This is a genomic window from Pseudoalteromonas sp. S8-8 (assembly GCF_000497875.1).
Classification (GTDB): Bacteria; Pseudomonadota; Gammaproteobacteria; order Enterobacterales; family Alteromonadaceae; genus Pseudoalteromonas; species Pseudoalteromonas arctica.
Genome location: NZ_AUTR01000035.1, coordinates 214,287 through 233,529, shown reverse-complemented (window position 1 = coordinate 233,529; position 19,243 = coordinate 214,287). Strand labels below are relative to the sequence as shown.

General features: G+C 38.2%; 12 protein-coding genes. 4 read left to right on the top strand and 8 right to left on the bottom strand.

Translation table 11 applies throughout. The features are described 5' to 3' along the window. Positions 1–12: 12 nt before the first annotated feature. Genes L659_RS0111835 through L659_RS0111825 form a run of 3 tightly spaced genes read right to left on the bottom strand, consistent with a single transcriptional unit; the run spans position 13 to position 5,160 of the window. The gene (locus L659_RS0111835; RefSeq protein ID WP_024590671.1) at positions 13–4,515 is read right to left on the bottom strand and encodes an EAL domain-containing protein; all 4,503 of its coding nucleotides are present in this window, start codon (positions 4,513–4,515) and stop codon (positions 13–15) included. A 25-nt stretch (positions 4,516–4,540) separates the two neighbouring features. Then, on the bottom strand, positions 4,541–4,942 hold the full coding sequence (locus tag L659_RS0111830; protein WP_024590670.1) for a GNAT family N-acetyltransferase: 402 nt from the start codon (positions 4,940–4,942) through the stop codon (positions 4,541–4,543). 14 nt (positions 4,943–4,956) lie between these two features. Then, complete coding sequence (locus L659_RS0111825; protein ID WP_002962585.1) at positions 4,957–5,160, bottom strand: DUF3283 family protein; 204 nt, start codon at positions 5,158–5,160, stop codon at positions 4,957–4,959. A 118-nt stretch (positions 5,161–5,278) separates the two neighbouring features. On the opposite strand from L659_RS0111825, the gene L659_RS0111820 reads away from it, so the two are divergent. Next, positions 5,279–5,977: a transporter substrate-binding domain-containing protein gene (locus tag L659_RS0111820; protein ID WP_024590669.1), complete on the top strand. Its 699-nt coding sequence runs from the start codon at positions 5,279–5,281 to the stop codon at positions 5,975–5,977. Here L659_RS0111820 and L659_RS1000000123435 read toward each other — a convergent pair. Both L659_RS1000000123435 and L659_RS0111810 read right to left on the bottom strand, forming a co-directional pair. After that, positions 5,974–6,219 (bottom strand): DUF1289 domain-containing protein, encoded by a 246-nt coding sequence (locus tag L659_RS1000000123435; RefSeq protein ID WP_007586940.1) that lies wholly within the window; start codon positions 6,217–6,219, stop codon positions 5,974–5,976. The two genes, L659_RS0111820 and L659_RS1000000123435, sit on opposite strands and share 4 nt — an antisense overlap. Positions 6,220–6,324: 105 nt before the next feature. Then, positions 6,325–7,458 carry a 1-acyl-sn-glycerol-3-phosphate acyltransferase gene (locus tag L659_RS0111810; RefSeq protein ID WP_024590668.1) on the bottom strand — a complete coding sequence of 378 codons (1,134 nt, stop codon included), beginning with the start codon at positions 7,456–7,458 and terminating at the stop codon, positions 6,325–6,327. A 387-nt stretch (positions 7,459–7,845) separates the two neighbouring features. Between L659_RS0111810 and L659_RS0111805 the strand changes: the two genes are divergently transcribed. Both L659_RS0111805 and L659_RS0111800 read left to right on the top strand, forming a co-directional pair. Continuing rightward, positions 7,846–8,790 carry a D-2-hydroxyacid dehydrogenase gene (locus L659_RS0111805; RefSeq protein WP_024590667.1) on the top strand — a complete coding sequence of 315 codons (945 nt, stop codon included), beginning with the start codon at positions 7,846–7,848 and terminating at the stop codon, positions 8,788–8,790. A 185-nt stretch (positions 8,791–8,975) separates the two neighbouring features. Further along, a complete protein-coding gene (locus L659_RS0111800) occupies positions 8,976–9,356 on the top strand; it encodes a DUF3192 domain-containing protein (RefSeq protein ID WP_024590666.1) in 381 nt (126 codons plus the stop codon). 278 nt (positions 9,357–9,634) lie between these two features. On the opposite strand, the gene L659_RS0111795 is transcribed toward L659_RS0111800, so the two are convergent. The 3 genes from L659_RS0111795 to L659_RS0111785 are packed head-to-tail and all read right to left on the bottom strand — an operon-like array spanning position 9,635 to position 15,776. Then, positions 9,635–10,534 (bottom strand): diguanylate cyclase, encoded by a 900-nt coding sequence (locus tag L659_RS0111795; RefSeq protein WP_024590665.1) that lies wholly within the window; start codon positions 10,532–10,534, stop codon positions 9,635–9,637. Then, a complete protein-coding gene (locus L659_RS0111790) occupies positions 10,518–14,327 on the bottom strand; it encodes a PAS domain-containing hybrid sensor histidine kinase/response regulator (protein WP_081709156.1) in 3,810 nt (1,269 codons plus the stop codon). Before L659_RS0111790 ends, L659_RS0111795 begins: the two co-directional genes overlap by 17 nt. Before the next feature lie 51 nt (positions 14,328–14,378). Further along, positions 14,379–15,776: a PhoH family protein gene (locus tag L659_RS0111785; RefSeq protein WP_024590663.1), complete on the bottom strand. Its 1,398-nt coding sequence runs from the start codon at positions 15,774–15,776 to the stop codon at positions 14,379–14,381. A 305-nt stretch (positions 15,777–16,081) separates the two neighbouring features. On the opposite strand from L659_RS0111785, the gene rapA reads away from it, so the two are divergent. Further along, positions 16,082–18,976, top strand: coding sequence for an RNA polymerase-associated protein RapA (gene rapA / locus L659_RS0111780; RefSeq protein WP_024590662.1), 2,895 nt, complete (start codon positions 16,082–16,084; stop codon positions 18,974–18,976). The last annotated feature ends 267 nt before the right edge of the window (positions 18,977–19,243 follow it).

The following is a 19,243-nucleotide window of genomic DNA, read 5'->3' as shown; positions in this document are numbered from 1 at the left end:
GTACTGCTATTATTAATTAAATATGTCACTCCAATTGCGATTAATAAGCGGGAGTACTTCGGTATTAGGTACCGGTTTACTAAATAAGTACCCTTGGAAATGCATGCATCCTCGCGCCTTTAAAAAGGCGAGTTGGTGCGAGCTTTCTACGCCTTCAGCTACACATTCTTTACCTAAACTATCAGCAAGCGCGAGTATTGATTGAATAATAGCTTCATCGTCAGAATCTATGCCTATGTCTTGTACAAAGCTTCTATCTATTTTTAATACATCAATAGGAAAACGCTTTAAATAAGTAAGCGATGCGTAACCCGTACCAAAATCATCCATATACAATCTACAGCCCAACTTTTTAAGTTGTTCCATGCTGTGTAGCGCTTCTTTTGAATCACGCATTAATATTGATTCGGTTATTTCAAAAACAATTGCCTCAGACGACACTCCTGAATTACTTAACGCTTTTTTAATTTCAGGAACAAGGTCTTTAAACTCAAAATCAAGAGCCGATAAATTAATAGATAAATACAGGCTAGGTGAGGCTTTTCGCCACTCTTTTAGCTCTAATAAAGCGCGCGCAAAAGTCTGCAGCATAATTTTTGTAATTAGGCCTATACCTTCTGCTGCCACCGAAAACTCTTGAGTTTGCACAAGCTTATTTTCAGGCCAACGCAGCAGTACTTCAAAGCCTTCTGTTTTTTGACTTTCAGCGTTAATAATAGGCTGGTAGTAATTACAAAATTCTTCTTCTTGATACGCTTTAGTTAGCTGAGACTCAAGATGCAGCGCTCTTTGAACATGCTGATTCATCTCTTGCTTATAAAACTGATAACGCCCCTCTAAAGAGTCTTTTGCATGATATAACGCTATGCTCGCAGCTTTTAAAAGCGCAGAGCCTTGCTGTGCATCATCTGGTGATATAGACACACCAATACTTAAATTAACGTTTACAACTTGGCCATTAATCGTAATATTTTGATTCACACAATCCATCAACTTAGTGCATATAATGAGTACTTGTTCGATTTGCTGAATATCTTCCACCAGTACTACAAATTCATCGCCACCAAATCGAGCAACACTATCCGATGGACGCAAGGAGCATTTTAAACGCTCAGCAACCTCTTTAATTAGCTCATCAGCAACTGCATGCCCCAAAGAGTCATTAAAGTATTTAAAACGCTTAATATTTATATGTAATAAAGCAACTTTACATTCGTGCAATTTTGCTTGCTCAAGGGCGTGTTCAACGCGGTCATTAAATAATGTACGATTTGGCAACCCTGTTAAGGCATCGTAGTTGGCCAATAAGTGCAGCTCATTTTCGGCTGATTTTTGTGCATTTATATCGGTTAAAATAATGACATAGCTATTAAGGCGCTGTTCGTTATCGGCCACTGCACTTATTTTCACAAGTACATGGCGTGGCTCACCACTTGCTAAAACTACACTGTCTTCACACGAAAAGTGCTCTCCAATGGATAGCTTTTGCATTATGCGTAAATAATCAAAACGATTGCTGCGCGATATACCTAAATTTAATGCTCGACTAGATAACGACTCAGCAGAGAAATTAAAGGCGGTTTGCAGTGATTTATTAGAAGCCCGAATATTTAAATTTTTATCGAGGATAAACACCCAATCACGTGTTTGCTCAAATGCTGCCGTAAATAGTAAAGCGTGTTCTTCAAACACCATCTCACGGGTCATATTTGTGTAGGTACCCGCTACTTTTTGTGGCGTTTTATCATCCCACTCAACGACTTTTCCAAAATCCTTATACCAGCGCCAATAGCCTTTTGCATGGCGCAGGCGGTAGGTGCAATTAAAGTAACCTTTATCGGTAGATAAAAACTCAAGCCACTCTAAGCGAAATAGCTGTTTGTCTTGCGGATGAATTTTAGATAAATATTCATCAAGGCTCACGGTTTCATTTTCGTAACCTAACTCACTCGCTAAGCGAGGTTGGTAAATACTTGGATTGCTTGATTCCCAATCCCAAACACCCGATTCGCTGCCTTCAAGCGCTAGCTTTAAACGCGCTTCGCTTTCTTTACTTTCTTTATTTGCTGCCAATAAAATACGCTGAATTTTATTACGGCGCATAACCCACATAGCAACAAAGCCAATAAACAGCATGCCATAAAGCACCATAAAATAAGGTGCACGCCAAAGTGGATACTTTACTTTTATTTTTAAAATAGCAGGCGAGGTATATTCGCCAGTCAGGGGGTCTTTAGCCCAAACTTTTAATTGATAATTACCTGGATTCAATTTTGGAAACAATACACGGTTGTTATTTCGGGTATAACTTTTTTGTCCGTTATCGAGTTGATACTCATAAATGATGCGTTCTTGATTACTAAATGCCATGGCCGAAAATGCAACTTCAAGCCCTATATCATCATGGTTTAACACAACCTCGTTGAGCGGTTGTTTTAAATCAAGCGATAAATCTCGTGACATTAAATCAACTCGCGTAATATTTACGTGATCAATAAGCGACTGATAGTTTTGGTTTTCCATTGGATGAAAATAAGTAAAACCTTTTAAGCTACCATACGCAATATGGCCATCTTTAAGCTGTGCCATGGCGTTGCTATTGAACTCAGCAGAGAGTAGCCCTTCTGATGTAGAAAATTGCTGAAAATGAAGTGTTTCTGGGTTTAATCGCCAAATGCCTTTATGGCTACTCATCCAGATCATGCCATCATCATCTAGCACCATATCGTATAGCAGAGTGCCTAATTTATTCCTCTCTAAATCGATTGTATGGACTAATTGATAAGTAGATGCGTCAAGGCCTATTAAGCCGAAATTAGAAAGTGATATCCACAATATATTGTTGTTATCAATTAAGTAAGAAAGCACACTAATGGCTACGTTTTCATGCTGTTTTGGCACTTTATAAATCATTTTAAGTGCTAAATCACTTGGGTTTACTTGGTATAAAATACCGGCATTAAAAAATAATGGTGAATCTGGTTTATTGCTCAGCGCAGGTAAAAAGCCATGGGCTAAAAAGGGTTCAAATTGATCAAACTGACCACCCAAACGCGTTATTACTTGAGAATCTATATTGTATATAAATACCCCATGATCTGAGTGCACAAAGTATAGATCGCCATTTGGCATTAATGTAACGCCATGTACCCTACCGGTAATTAACTCCTGATTAGCAGGGTTATGTACTTTAGGTTCGCTAACTTGATGCGTTACAGGGTCAAAAATAAACAAACCACGATTTGTATAAAGCCATAAATTATTTTTATAAGGCGTTATTTCATATACGGTAAACTCAGTGGTGAGTAAGTCGACTTTGTAATCTTTTAAATAAGCTTTACCAATATTTGTTTTTAAATCAACCTCGGTAATACCGTTATGCGTTGCAAGCCAAAGCTTGTCTTTATATTCGGTAATCCCCCAGATAGAGTGATGCGATAAACCATCCCCCCCGAGCAAAGTGCCATCGACATTATTAAAATGATAGCTGTCATGAGATAAATAAAACGCACCATCAGTCTTAGTCGCAACCCATGTACCACCCGATTTATCTTTAGCCATATCAATAATACTGGTATCGGCAAGTGTGTACTTACTTTGGGCTATTCGAGTATTTTTAATCATCTCCCCGGTGTTTAAATCAAATTTAAACAAGCCTTTATCGGTAGCTAAATCTATTTTTCCGTGTTCGTTTACTATGCTCCAAACATTTAGGTCACTTAGTAATACCTTACTTTCAAAAGGTAAATCGGGGCGTTCAAACATTTTTGATAAGTTACTAATATCAACTTCGTATAAACCTTGGACCGCCCCTACTAACAACTGTTTATTTTCACCTAATGCGAACGACTTAACATTATTTTGGTAAATATGCTCAGCTTCACCTTTTAAGTGCTGTAGGGGTCTAACTTGCTCTGTTGCAATATCAAATACATATGCGCCATGGCTTGTACCTATAAATATATAACCATTGTAGGCAAAGAGCTTTCTCACAAGGGTGTTTTTATATTTAGCCGGAAGCTCAAAAATAGTTGTGATTTTTCCGGTTGCTATATCAAGCTTTGCAAAGTCGCGGCCTCGGCCAATCCAAAGTGTTTTTTTATCAACGGCCACCATACTAAAAACAGACTGATTGATAATTTCTTCTTCACTGGTAGGTTTTTCTAGAAATTGCTGATATGAATCTGTTACGGGGTCGTATCTAAATAGGCCTGCAAGTAAAGAGGCTATCCAAATGTGCCCTTGAGGGTCTTGGTAAATACGATCAATGATCGCTTCTTCTAATTCACCATTAGGGCCGTTTATTGGAATAACTTGATAGCCATCATAACGATTAAGCCCAGCCTCAGTAGAAAGCCAAAGGTAACCATTAGTGTCGATAAGCATTGTATTAACGTAGCTTTGCGATAAGCCTTCGCTTGGAGATAAACGTTTTACTTGTGCGCCTACTTGGCAACTTAGGATAGTTATTAAAACTACAAAGCAACTAATGATCCCATTAACGCATTTACTCATGCTTATTCCATATTATTATTTATTATTATGGGTACTCTAGAGCGACTATATTTCGATGTTTGTAAGTATCAAAAAGTACTTGTAAAGCAAGAGTATATGTTAACACCTGGTTAAAACCAATAGCACAATATAAATCAACTACGTTTTTATATGCGAAGGTATTAATCATCTTATCTTGCGACTTTAAGAGTGTTGATAATAGCTGTTTAGCAACACCTTTACCGCGATGTTCCAGCACAACAAACATGGTAGATAAAAATAAGAACTCTGTTTTATCTTGCAGCCTACATGCTGCAACTATTTCATTATTATAGTAAGTAACCCATACCTTATCTTGTTTATTAGCCCGCCCTCTTACATTATGTTTTTTATAAAATTTATTAACGAGTGGAACTTTTAGCCCATCCAGCAACTTAACTATATACATTTTTATATCAACACTTAGCTAAGCATTAGCGCTAAATATTGCTCAAACTTTTGCTTCAAAACCATTTGTTCAGCCATTGGACGGCTATGGATTGTATTATAAACTTGCTCTCTCGTTTTTTTATTTCGCTTAATTTGATACGCCCAAAAAGACGCTTCATAATCTAACTGAATTTGGTATTTTTCTTCACGTGGCAATAGGCATAAATTAAAACTCACAATACTTCCTCATTCGCTTTTAAAATTATTTGATTAACCCCGAAACTGGGCAAGAGGTAATCTCCTTGTTATTATACGCGTCTTATTTTATTTATTTCTGTAGTAATTGGAACTGATAATGAATAGACATTTTAGTATCTTGTTATTATTGGTAAATTTATTTTTTAGTGCCTCTTGTTTTAGTCATCAATACAACCTCACTTTTAATCGTCCGCAAAGTACACCACAAGCTGATTATGCCTTAGAGTTATTAAAGTTAGCATACGCAGATATCGGTTTTAAAATACATATAATCGATTTTAGCCACCAAAATGCTTTGCTAGCTGCAAATAATGGCGTACTTGATGGGCAGTTAGGAAGAGATGCAAGCGTTGAAGAAAATTACGAAAACTTAATTAGGGTCGATTATGAGCTCTTTAAGTTTGACTTAGTATTGTATAAAAACTGTTTACCTAGCAGTTTAGAACAGCTCGATAGCGTCGCAATTGTTGATGGCTACCCTGTCCAAGAACATTATTTAGCAAGCACACAGTTTGCAGGGAATATTATTAAAGTTAAAAGCATGAATACCCAACTTAATTTGCTTGCTCAGAAAAAAGTACAGGGAGCTTTAATGATTAACTTTATAATGCAAAACAATGAGCTACCTTCACCTCAAGGTTGCTTTGAAAAAGAAGTGTTGAATACTTATCCGCTTTATCATTATTTAAATAAGCGTAATGAAAACTTGGTAGAAAAGCTTAAAATGTCATTAATTAACTTAACTAACAATGGCACTGTATACGCACTAAGAGCCAAGTATGGATTAAGCTTTTAAAAGTCGAACCCTTGCTGCTGCGCCTGTGTGCTTGGCACTGCATTTTGCTGCTTTTTTTGAAGATAACGTTTGTAGCGCTGCTGGCACAAACTAAGCACCTTCTTTTTTTGGTCGTTGGTTAAGGTATTCCACGAAAAGCGTTCATCCCGACTACGATAACACCCTTTGCAATACCCTCTGTTATTAACTAAGCAAATACTCTTGCAAGGACTTGGAATATCAAATATTTCAATTTGTTGCATGCATAAGTACCGCCCAGTTGAAGAGGAGGTATTAGTATAGCGTTATTTTTGAGCAAAAAAAAAGCAGCAATTTAATTGCTGCTTAGTTTCATTGAGCTGTGAGTATTAATGTTCACAGCTATTAGTATTTATCTCTGTTTTACGGTGAAATGGCTTAGCGTACATAGCTAGCACTAATGGTTTTAACTCTTCAGGTACACAGGCTAAACGTTGTTCAAATGTCGCTGTATCAGGAGAGTCTATTACCGCATCTTTACAACCACCAGCGATGTAATTGCCTGGGTGTAAATAAAACGAATCAACAATTTGCCTATCAATTGTTTTAGCAAGCTCTTCAGCACTATCACATTTAGATTCAATTGGTTGCCCAAATGCTAAATGCACGTGCCCTTTAGCAGTACTAAAGCCTTCAACAATGCTCGCAATATCTTCACCAGCCGATTTAACGTACTCACCATGATGTTGCTTGTGGTAAAGCTCTTTGGCTTTAGCAATTGCACACGGCTCATATTGATAAGAAATAGAAACAGGCACTATTTTTAACTCTTTAATATAATCGCCAAACTCTTTCTTTTGTTTACGCCCATTTAATTGCAGCATTTTTAAAAGCGCAGGATCAGTTTGATCAAAACCGTCTTTTGCACGCCCTTCTTTTTGCGCAATCCAAATAGAATTTCCACCGACCACAGAATCGTAAATGTATGACGATAGTTGAGTCAGTGCTTTTAACATCTCTTTTGGTGCTTTAGCAGAGCGCTTAACTATAAAGCTTTTATTTAGACGCATAAGCTCAGTAATGTAAGGTATTTGCAATAAATTATCGCCAATAGCAATACGCACTGTTTTCATTTTATGTTGGTATAAACCCCAGTTAACTAATGCAGGATCAAGCACTATGTCTCTGTGGTTTGAAATAAATAAATAGGCCTGGTTAGCATCTAACTGTTCTAACCCAGAAAAGGTAACTTTTGATGTGGTGCGCTTCACTAGTTTATCTAAGTATTGTGCCACTTCATTTTGCACATCTTCAACGGTGCTTACTTTGCCCCATTTTTTACGTAACTGACTTCTTACCATTGGACGCGCAATAAAAGGCACTGCCGATAAAAAGCGCGGTAAATTATACTTTGCTATTACATCAATAAACGCATCATCGTTAATTAAACGTGTAAGCGACGCCGCAACTTCGTCGTCGTTGTATGGGCGTATATCTGCGTATTTATCTTCTAATTCACTCATTACTACATCTACAGTGTTAAAAAACGGTACGCCAAAGCGCACCGTTTATGTCTATACCCGATTATAACTCAGCCAATCTAAAATGCGAAATAACCAAAAAAACGATTTTTATTTTTAGCAACTTGTTTTAAAGCCGAGTTTAATTACCTTCTATGACCATGAGCTTGCTTAAAAGTGCAAAAATCTGATCAGTCTAGCAAAATACCATGTTCTCAATCTGCTAGTGGGCAGACCACTAATACAAAGCCCTCTAATCATTTGGTAGTAATACCATTAACAAAGCCTTTCTTTCGTAGTACCTTAAGCTCGTATTTTAGATTTTTGATGGATCGTAGGCATCTTTTTACGATTTTAACTCTTTCAGATCCACTTATTTTAGGGCTCATAATGAACATTACTATTCTTGATAACGCAACGTTAGCTAAAACGTCTCTTACTGGTATTGAACAACTTGGTAAATTAACGACTTATGAACTTACTAGCCCAGAGCAAGTTATTGAACATTGCCAAGGTGCTGATGTATTAATCACTAATAAAGCAGTTTTAAATCGCGACACGATTAGCAAACTTACACAGCTTAAATTAATTTGTGTAAGTGCAACTGGTACTAATAATGTTGATCTAGAAGCCGCTAAAGAATTTGGTATTGCCGTAACTAATGTAGCTGGCTATTCAACACCTTCTGTTGTTCAACATACGTTTTCTTTAATTACTAACTTACTGGGTAACACACACCGCTATCAGGCGGATTGCCAGCAAGGCGCGTGGCAAAAAAGTGAAATGTTTTGCATACTCGATTACAGCTTTAACGACTTACAAGGTAAAACATTTGCCATTATAGGCGGTGGTACGCTAGGTAAAGGCGTTGCTAAAGTGGCTGAGGCATTTGGCGCAAATGTTATTGTTGCAGAGCGCAAAGGTGTTGCATGTCGTGATGGTCGTACGCCTTTTGAAGACGTCATTAAAACAGCCGATATAATCAGCGTACACTGCCCTCTAACAGATGAAACACGTGATTTAATTGCACTTAATGAGCTTAAAATGATGAAGCCAAGCGCTATAATTATTAATACAGCACGTGGTGGAATTATTAACGAATCCGACTTAGCTACAGCGCTTGAGCAAAACCTAATTGCTGGAGCCGGTGTTGATGTACTAACTAAAGAACCTGCTGAGCTTTCAAACCCACTTGCTAATTACAAAGGTAATAACCTTTTACTTACTCCACATATAGCATGGGCAAGTACTGAATCTATTGTGCGTTTAATTAATGAAGTAAGTTTAAATATTGCTGCATTTAATAAAGGCGAATCACGTAACCGCTTGGTGTAGTGATTTTATTGTAGTAATCAAATAAGCTAAAAAATGGCTGTTTTTACTAATACATTTAATATTTTATTAGATAAAAACAGCTTAACCCACTTAACAAACTGATTAATAACAACTTATAAATATGGTCTACTCTTTGCTTTAATACAGCTAATAACCAATTAAAAATCTTATTAAGGTAAATAAAAATGAAAAAATCACTTTTAGCAGCCGCTTTAATCGCTCCATTTTTAACAGGCTGTGTTATTGCCGTATCAGATGGTGAAGCTGAGACTCATTGGGCTGGTAAGAATTCATCTAGCTGGCAAGCACAACATAAAAATAATCGTGAAGCTATATCAGAGCTAAAAATGGATAGCAGTTATCAATCTGTTTTAACGCAATTAAAAACGCCTAATTTCACAGAGCTATTAAAAAAAGATGACGATGTATACCAAGTACTTTTTTATGTAACTCATAGTAAGCATTCAGATTCTAAAACAACGAAAGATGAATGTACGCCACTTGTATTTAAAAATGATAAGTTAGTGGGCATTGGTGAAACCGCTTTAGGTATGATCACGCAGTAACCTATAATACCAATCCGCAATAATACTTAATCATTTTGCGGGGCTAAACGTGTCGCTACCTGTGTTAAAAAACTCTCATTTACGACTGCATGGATGCAGAAGGTAGAGCAATGCAGGAGCAATTGCCGAGAACAACTAAATAGCGAATTTTTTGCCTAGCTATCAACACGTTTTTCCATCCTCAAAATAGATCACTTAATTAAGCGAATTGGTATAAAAAGTAGTTTGATACAAAAACGCCAATATATGAATATTGGCGTTTTTTGTATATTAAGTTTTTAGCGTGCGACTATTCTATCTCGCCCTGCATCTTTAGCGGCATATAAGCCTAAATCGGCCTCTTCTAATAACGCTTGCTCAGCATATACTTTACCACTTTGAGTGGTGGCGATACCTATACTAATAGTGATGTGGTCTGCATTTAATGAGGCTTTATGTTCTATATTCAAAGCATTTACAGCATTGCGTAATTTATTAGCAAACTCCACAGCTTCATGCCTATTCATTCCAGGTAATACAGCTGCAAATTCTTCACCACCATAACGAGCTATAAAGTCACTACCACGTTCACATTGAGCTGCGAGTGCTTGTGCAACATCCTTTAAACATTCATCGCCAGCACGATGTCCGTAGCAATCGTTGTAACGCTTAAAGTGGTCTATATCCATAAGTAACACTGATAGCGGGGTTCCACTGCGTTTACTTCGGCGCCATTCACGAGCTAAGTTTTCGTCTAGGTAGCGTCTATTTGGGATTTCAGTTAAGCCGTCGATTGAGGCTAGCATCTCTAGCAGATCATTTTTTTGCTTTATAAGTAATTGGTTACGTACTCTAACGCGCACAATAGAAGGGCTAAATGGCTTAGTGATATAATCCATAGCACCGAGTTCTAGGCCCTTAGCTTCGTCGTCATGGCTACGATTAGCTGATATAAATATAACGGGGATCGATTGAGTTATCGGATTTTCTTTAAGTTGCACAAGCACTTCATAGCCGTCAATTCCTGGCATAATCACATCAAGGATAATTAAATCAACTTGCGCAGTTTTTACAAAGGTCAGTGCTTTTTCACCACTTTCAACTAAGAATACGTCGTGTTCTACTTTAAGTGTTTTTTCAAGTACTAATCTGTTGATTGGATCATCATCTACAATAAGTACTTTAGCTCTTTTCGACATCCCTAGCCCCTACCCCTTTTATAAAAACAATTACCTGTTCTAACTGCATAATAAGCTCTTTCAGTGTTATTTCAACAGGCTTGTTAGTTGTTTTAAGTGTTCTTTCACACAATAAAGCGCAGTGAGACAATCGTCTAAAACCTAAATTACCTGCTACACCTTTTATACTATGCACTAAGCGTACCAAATCATCCTTATTGGTTGTTTCTTCTATTTGCAATAGCTGGGTTTCGCATAAATTAGCAAATTTACCAATCATTGTATTGAGGAGCTTTTCATCCATACTAAACTGCGTTAATGCGAATGATTTTTCAAAAAAGCTTGGTTTAACTAAGTTTAAATCGGCAATTGCATCAATAAGTACCTTAGCAACAACTGGTTTAGTTAAATGCTTATTCATACCGCACTTTAAAGAACGTTCAATATCAGCGGGTTCACAATGAGCCGTTAAAGCAAAAATAGGCAGTTGCTTTGCGTCAAACTGTTGACGAATTAAAGCCGTAGCTTGGCAGCCATCTATTTGCGGCATTTGCACATCCATCAATATTAAGTCAGGCTTTAAAACTTGCAATAATTCCATGCCGATAGATGCGCTTAAAGCGGTAACAACACTTACGTTTGCTTGGCGTAATACACTGCTAATTATTTCTAAATTAAGTTGATTATCATCAATGGCTAATACAAGTAGACCCGATATATCAACTTTAGTTTCAGCAATATTATATATTACGGCATTGGTACTAGCTTTAGGCTGTTGCTGAGAGTTCAAGCTAAATAGCCTTTGTCCCAATGCCGATGCTTTAACGTGATGCGCAGCTAAATGCTCACTTGTTGGTAAATTAAGGGTGTGCTGATGATTAATAATAATTACCGATGTTTCTTTAGCTGATAACGAATCATTAATTGCTTCAATATTTAAAAGTGCAGGTAAGTCGGCCGCATCGATTATTATTTGCTGAGTATTGGAGAGCTTAATTGGGTATTTAAGTACTTCATCTAAATTAATATTAGCAAGCTCTGTATAAGCATTTGTTACTTGCTTAAGCTCTTTGCTTTGATCCGATAAAATAGCCAATGTATTAGTCGGTAACATCGTATTTTTAGTGGTATCAACCAAAAAACTAACGCTGAAGTAAAACTCACAGCCATGACCTTTTTTACTCTTTAAAGCAATCTCCCCTCCCATTAATGACACCGCATGTTTAACAATCGCTAAACCTAACCCAACACCATGATGTATACGTGTTGAAGACTCATCACCTTGCGTAAAGGCGTCAAATAAACGCCTCTGATCGGCTTCATCTATGCCCATACCGGTATCAATTACTTTAAAGCAAATATGCTGTTGCTCTAGGCTATCGCTTTCAATAAGTTCCATTTTTAAAGTGATAGAACCTGTTTTTGTAAACTTAACAGCATTTGTTAATAAATTACCTAATATTTGCTGTAAGCGAATACTGTCGCATATCAAATCAGGCGCTATTAACGGGTCAATATCAATAACAAATTCAATACCTTTTCCTTCGCACAATGGAGCCGTTAAACTTTCACAAATATCCACCAGCTCAACCATACTAAAAGATGCTTGTTTTAAATCGGTTTGCGAACTTTCTATGCGTGCAAAATCAAGCATTCTATTGAGCATTAGCAACAAGCTTTGTGCTGCATGCTTAGCTTGATCCGTTTGTTGTAATTGCTTTTGCGTTAATCCTTGCTCAATAAGCATATCAAGCAGCCCTAAAACAGCATTAAGAGGAGTGCGTATTTCATGACTTAAATTGGCTATAAAGCGACTTTTAGCAAGGGTTGCTCGTTCGGCATCTAGTTTCGATTTAGTTAATGCGCTCACATCCTGAATGTGAATAACGTAATAAGCTGGGTCGCGGTTTTCATCCCATACAAGCGATACACTCAGTTGCAACCAACTTGTTAAGCGCCCTTGAGCAAGCGTTAAGTGGTATACGCGTTTTTTGTCATCTAGCAATTGCGCTAAAGTGCTTTTTATTTGCTGCCATTGAGTATCGTCAAACAATGCTTTTAACTGCTCACCAACCAGTACTGGCTGTTCAGAAAACTGCTTTCTTGCCGCTTTATTTACTTGTAATATTGTGTGCTCAAGCGAGAGTAAAACCACACAGTTAGCCGCAAATTCAATCGCACTTCTAAATTTAGATTCTGATGCTTTTAAGGCCAATAATGCTTGTTGCTGTTCGGTAATATCGCGACCAATACCCATAGTCCCCAACAGATGTTGGTGCTCGTTATAAAAAGGTGCAATAGTAAGTTGATACGTTTTTTTATCAGTTTCTATTCGCTGTTCAACACTGTTTCTATTTTGTAATACTTGTTTTTCAAGCGCATTTATTTGTTGATCGTTATCACCTAAATCATCTACATATTTACCGACTAATGCAGTTTGATCTTTACCGATGTACGCCTCAAATGCTTTATTGCATCCTAAGAATGATCCATCAATATTTTTAAAATAAATAAGATCTGGCACACTGTTTAGCATAGTGTTGAGCAAAGCCAAGTGGCGCTCTTTTGCTTCGTAACTGCGGCTTAGTTTTTCTGATTGCAACTGAACCTGGTCGTCCAGAGCTTTATTTGCACTTTGTAATGAATCAACTAACTGTTTGTTTTTAGTAAATACACGCTTCACTTTAGAAAACCAAGGCTGCCAGCTCAGCGGTACTTTATAATCGAGCTGCACTTCTTGCTGTGTACCGTTACTCTCTAGGTACGACATTAAGTGAGTCATTGGCTTAATAAAAATGCGCTGACTTAACCAAAAAAACACGCCAAACATAATACTTAAAAATAGCGTTAAAAATGCGAACTCTAATAGTATTTCATACTTAATTGGGCTTATTAATTGGGGTTTGTGCTCGTAAAATGCTGCGTGAATAGGTAACTCATCCATAGGCTGCATAAAGTAATTACTATCACTAGTTAATACTGTTTTTTTACTATGGTGCTGGGCCAAATCAGGCCAATAATTTTTTAATGCTGTTGCTTGCTCTATTAACTGTTTAGAGCTGGCGATAACTTGATGTGATTGGTTCATAAAAACGTATTCACCACTGTTCGGTGAAACCTTTTTTAACCACCCAGAAATTGCCTGAACATCATAAATCAAAATAATGTAATCGGCTGAGCCAGTGCTTCGTTGTCGGCCAATAGCAAAATACGATTTATCATTCACTTTAACAATGGGACTTGAAGTAAGTTTGTTTGGTGAAAATTTTGGCTTGAATTTTCCATTTAGAATTTCAGTAAGCATTAAACTTTGGCTTTTGTTGCGCCTGCTTACATAAGCAAAGCCATTATTATCAACATACGCTACACCCGATAACGACTGCATTAATGCAAGCGTTGTATTAAACGAAGGCCCTAATGTAATAGCCTGCTGCCACTGCATTAATGCCTTAGCAGATAACGCAAACTCCCCCTTACCTACAATTTCAGTGCCTTGCTCACTAAAGTGACGGTAATAGTAACCATCATATTGATTTATGCCCTCGAGTAAGCTTTGGTTTATTTTTGGATAGGTCGTTTGCTCGTATAAGCTAAACATGGTGGTAAGTAGATTACTCACCGACTCCATCCCGTGAGTAACCTGTGCTGAAACATTCGTAAAATCGGCTTCGCGTTTTTCAACCGCCCGCTCAAGCTTTATATTATATAAGTGCAAGCACAGTAAAAAAGCGACAATCAATGGCACTAAAAGCGCAATAAATAATGAACGATAATAATGCTTCAGAGGTAAAAAATTCAATGTACTGCCTGCCATTTGGCTCGAAAATCAATCGATAGACTATCGAGCCAATTTGTTAAGCGCAAGTTATAAATTTTCTTCTGCAAATGACGCTAAGCGACTACGTACAACACCGTTGAGGTTTATAGTTGCGCTGCCTTCAAAGTTTTTAAAGCGCTCTACTATGTACGTTAAGCCCGATGTTACTGGCGTTAAATAGTTACTATCTATTTGCGCCAAGTTACCCGTACAAATTAATTTAGTACCTTCGCCGCAGCGAGTAATAATCGTTTTAAGTTGAGATGCCGTTAAATTTTGGCTCTCATCTAAAATGACCACCGCATTTTGAATACTACGGCCGCGCATAAAGTTAACCGATTTAAACTGAACATTAGCCTTCTCCATAATGTAGTTTCGGCTTGATATCGGATTTTCGTCGCCTTTGTGCAATACCTCCAGCGTATCGGTAATGGCTGCAAGCCATGGCGCCATTTTTTCCTCTTCGGTGCCTGGTAAAAAGCCAATGGACTCTGCTATTTCTGGCGTATTACGAGTAACTATTACTTTGTCGTAAATACCTTTTTCGATAACCATTTCAAGGGCGCTGGCAAGCGCTAACAAGGTTTTACCACACCCTGCTGGGCCGGTTAAAATAACAAGTTCAATACTTGTATCAAGGAGTGCATCAAGCGCCATACCTTGATAAATATTTTTTGGCTTAACGCCCCATGCTTGTTGATGCATTAAGCGCTCAACGCTAATATCTTTTAACGTAATGTGCTCATCATCGTACGATTTAACACGTGCAGCAAAGTGATCTCCGCCATCAAGCAAATATTCATTACAAAATACATCAGGGATTAAATTTTTAGGCACATGATGAAATGTATCTCGGCCATGTTGCTCAGTATTGCACTGCCCAACATGATCCCAAAAATCGCCTTCAATTTTTTTATAACCACTAGTGAGTAAGCTTATATCGTCAATAAGTTGATCGGTACGATAATCCTCAACATATTTAAGTCCTGCGCCTTTGGCTTTTAAGCGCATGTTTATGTCTTTTGTTACCAATATAACTTTTGAATCACTGTGTTGCTTTTGTAAATACACCGCACAGTTAATAATCCGATGATCGTTTTCGTTACCAGGCAGCCCCGAAATCGAGTCGGCAAATAAATGGTCGTTTACAATTATGAGTGTACCCGCAGAGCTCGCTTTTGCCTTTTTATTACTCGGCAGCGCCACGCCTTGTAGCATTTGCTCGGGCGTTGCATTTTTAAGTACTTCATCTAGTCCACGAATAGCGACGCGCGCATCACGACTTACATCGTGTTTTCTGTCTTTTATGTGGTCAAGTTCTTCAAGCACTGTCATCGGAATTACAACGTCATGTTCTTGAAAAGACAAATAAGCGAGGGGTTCGTGAAGTAGTACGTTGGTATCTAGCACATACATTTTACTTTCAAGGTTCGAAGCTTTTTCCATAGCACTTTCCTTACGTTTTATGATTTTTATGCTATACCAAAATAACTAAGTAAAACGGGCAAAACTTAAACCTGCAATACTTAATTGCCAAGGCATAATGTAAGTTTAGTCTATTTGTCATAAAAGTCCGTTTTATTACAAACTGTAATTAGTTTTGATTTACCTAAAAAAGAGTCATAAACAAGTTGTTTTAATAGTAATAATTAACACTTACAAAATTAATTAAAAGTGAGCCAAATAGCGCCTTGCAGTGGTGTTAGCTTACAGGTAACATAGCCGCCTTTTTCATCATAGACGAGACATACATGAATTTTTCCTTAGGTCAGCGTTGGATCAGTGATACAGAGTCAGATTTAGGATTAGGCACTGTTGTTGCCATTGAAGGCCGTCAGGTCAGCATATTATTTCCTGCCAGTGGTGAGAGCCGTGTTTATTCTTCGGCAGAAGCACCTGTTACCCGTGTGGCATTTAATCCTGGCGATGTGATCAAAAGCGTTGAAGAATGGGAATTAGAAGTAGAGTCTATTGAAGTACAAGGTGAGTTACTGTGTTATCACGGCACCCGTGTTGATAACGGCGAAACTGCCAAACTTAAAGAAACGTTTTTAGATCATTTTATTAAGTTTAATAAACCACAAGATCGTTTATTTGCGGGCCAAGTCGATCGTTTTGATCGCTATACACTTCGCTACCAAACGTGGTTACATAAATTTGAACGTGAACAATCGCCTATTAAAGGCTTAATTGGGCAACGTGCTAATCTTATTCCTCACCAGCTTTATATTGCCCAAGAAGTGGGTAAACGTTTTGCACCACGCGTACTTTTATCAGATGAAGTAGGCCTTGGTAAAACAATTGAAGCGGGCATGATTTTACACCAACAAATTATTAGTGGTCGTGCGAGCCGCGTACTTATTGTTGTACCAGAAAATCTACAGCACCAATGGTTAGTAGAAATGCTACGCCGCTTTAACTTACATTTTTCTATTTTTGATGAAGAACGCTGCGACGAAGCGTTTGCAGATTCACCAAACGTGTTTGATACAGAGCAATTGGTACTTACCAGTCTTGAGTTTTTAACCAAGAAAAAACGCTGGTTTGAACAAGCAACACTTGCTGATTGGGACTTACTAGTTATAGATGAAGCCCATCACCTAAGTATCAATAACGGCAAGCCAAGCTCAGAGTACCAACGTATGGCAGAGCTTAGCCAAGATATTCCGGGCCTTATTTTGCTTACAGCAACGCCTGATCAACTTGGTCACAGCAGTCACTTTGCACGTTTACAGTTACTCGATCCGGATCGTTTTTACGACTACGACGTGTTTAAAGAAGAAGAAGCAAATTATAAAGACGTAGCGCAAGCGGCAAATCAATTACTGCAAGAGCAAGCTCTGGACGACGCAGCCAAAGCCACGCTAATTGAGCTATTAAAAGAAACCGACATTACTGATATTCTTGAAAAAGCACAGCAAGGTGATTTACCAGCGCGTAAAGAAATACTTAACATGCTACTCGATCGCCACGGCACAGGTCGTATATTATTTAGAAACAGCCGCAGCGGCATTGACGGCTACCCAAGCCGTAAATTACACGCCTACCCAATGGCATTACCAAAGCAGTATAAAACGGCTATGTCGGTTCTTGGTAACATGGGCGGCATTCAAAACCCTGAACTAAGTGCACACCGTGCTCTTTTTCCTGAAAAAATATTTCAAGAATTTGAAGGCGAAAGCGCAAGCTGGGGTTTATTCGATCCACGTGTAGATTGGTTAATCGACACCCTTAAAACACTTAAGCGCGAAAAAGTACTGCTTATATGTGCTAAAGCTGAAACAGCTATCAGCCTTGAGCAAATACTGCGTGAACGTGAAGCAATTAAAGCGTCGGTATTTCACGAAGGCATGTCGATTATTGAGCGTGACCGCGCTGCTGCATTTTTTGCAGACGAGTACGATAATGCACAAATATTACTGTGTTCAGAAATTGGCTCAGAAGGTCGTAACTTCCAGTTCTCGCATCACTTAGTGTTGTTTGATTTACCACTAAACCCAGATTTGCTCGAGCAACGTATTGGTCGATTAGACCGTATAGGCCAAACACAAGATGTGAACATTCATGTGCCATATTTTGAAAACACCGCTCAAGAAGTACTGCTACGTTGGTATAACGAAGGTCTAGATGCATTCGAATCTACATCAACAACGGGGCAAATGCTTTATAAAGAGTTCCGTGATGACCTACTTGAGTATATTTCTGCGCATAACTGCGATGAAGACGAGCTTGATCCATTACTTGAGCAAGTAGCACAACAAAATGCGGTACTGCGTAAAAAAATGGAAAGCGGACGAGATCGTTTACTAGAACTACATTCATCGGGTCAAGGTGCTGCCGATTCGCTTGTAACTGATATCGAAAAACTCGATAACCAGTTTGAATTGCCAAGCTACATGATCAACGTGTTTGACACATTTGGCGTAAGCCAAGAAGATAAAGGCGAAAACACCATTATCTTAAAGCCAACGGAACATATGTTAAATGCATCGTTCCCATCGCTTAAAGAAGACGGCATGACGGTTACCTTTGATCGCGACACGGCACTTTCGCAAGAAGACGTGCACTTTGTTAGTTGGGATCACCCAATGGTGCAAGGCACCATGGATATGATTTGTGACGACGACTTTGGTAGCGCATCGGTGGCTTTACTTAAAAACAAAAAGTTACCGCCTGGTACCTTTTTTGTTGAGCTTATTTTTGTTGCAGAAGCAATGGCACCAAAAGTATTACAAGTTGGTCGCTTTTTACCGCCTACACCAATTCGTATATTACTTGATAAAGCAGGTAATAACCTAGGTGAAAACGTGGCATTTGAAGGCTTTAATCAGCAGTTATCAGCCGTAGGCCGCCAAACAGCAAGTAAGCTTGCCGGTGCATTGCAAAGCGCTGTTCACCCAATGATCACTACCGCTAAAGATATGGCACAAGAAAAACTTGAAGTTATTCGCGCAGCGTCACTTGCTAAAATGCAAACGTCACTCAGTGAAGAGCAAGAGCGACTTGTTGCCCTTAAGCAAATTAATCCGAATATTCGCCAAGAAGAAATTACCTTCTACGATAAGCAACGTAACGACCTAACTACGTATATTGAAAAAACGCAGTTACAACTTGATGCAATTCGCTTAATAGTGGTTTCACACTAAATATTTAGTTTTTGAGCCGACTCCAGAGTAAATTTAGAGTCGGCTATTAAGCTTAATTGATATAAATAGCTGTATCTTTTTAAACTTCATTTAAAAACCACGTGTTCTTATTTTACTATGAGCCAATTCTACCCTCTCTAGCTATATATTAAGCCCTTTGTTGAACTGTTGATTTTTCCCAACATAACCGTATCTAAAAACTCAAGCTGCACTCTATACAACTATTCTGTGAGATAGTTGATAGGTTTATTTTCCCTTGCATAAAGT

Excerpts from the sequence above, each read along its gene's own strand:
- L659_RS0111835 (WP_024590671.1), bottom strand. The coding sequence starts at position 4,515 with ATGAGTAAATGCGTTAATGGGATCATTAGTTGCTTTGTAGTTTTAATA.
- L659_RS0111830 (WP_024590670.1), bottom strand. The coding sequence starts at position 4,942 with ATGTATATAGTTAAGTTGCTGGATGGGCTAAAAGTTCCACTCGTTAAT.
- L659_RS0111820 (WP_024590669.1), top strand. The coding sequence starts at position 5,279 with ATGAATAGACATTTTAGTATCTTGTTATTATTGGTAAATTTATTTTTT.
- L659_RS1000000123435 (WP_007586940.1), bottom strand. The coding sequence starts at position 6,219 with ATGCAACAAATTGAAATATTTGATATTCCAAGTCCTTGCAAGAGTATT.
- L659_RS0111810 (WP_024590668.1), bottom strand. The coding sequence starts at position 7,458 with ATGAGTGAATTAGAAGATAAATACGCAGATATACGCCCATACAACGAC.
- L659_RS0111805 (WP_024590667.1), top strand. The coding sequence starts at position 7,846 with ATGAACATTACTATTCTTGATAACGCAACGTTAGCTAAAACGTCTCTT.
- L659_RS0111800 (WP_024590666.1), top strand. The coding sequence starts at position 8,976 with ATGAAAAAATCACTTTTAGCAGCCGCTTTAATCGCTCCATTTTTAACA.
- L659_RS0111795 (WP_024590665.1), bottom strand. The coding sequence starts at position 10,534 with ATGTCGAAAAGAGCTAAAGTACTTATTGTAGATGATGATCCAATCAAC.
- L659_RS0111790 (WP_081709156.1), bottom strand. The coding sequence starts at position 14,327 with ATGGCAGGCAGTACATTGAATTTTTTACCTCTGAAGCATTATTATCGT.
- L659_RS0111785 (WP_024590663.1), bottom strand. The coding sequence starts at position 15,776 with ATGGAAAAAGCTTCGAACCTTGAAAGTAAAATGTATGTGCTAGATACC.
- rapA (WP_024590662.1), top strand. The coding sequence starts at position 16,082 with ATGAATTTTTCCTTAGGTCAGCGTTGGATCAGTGATACAGAGTCAGAT.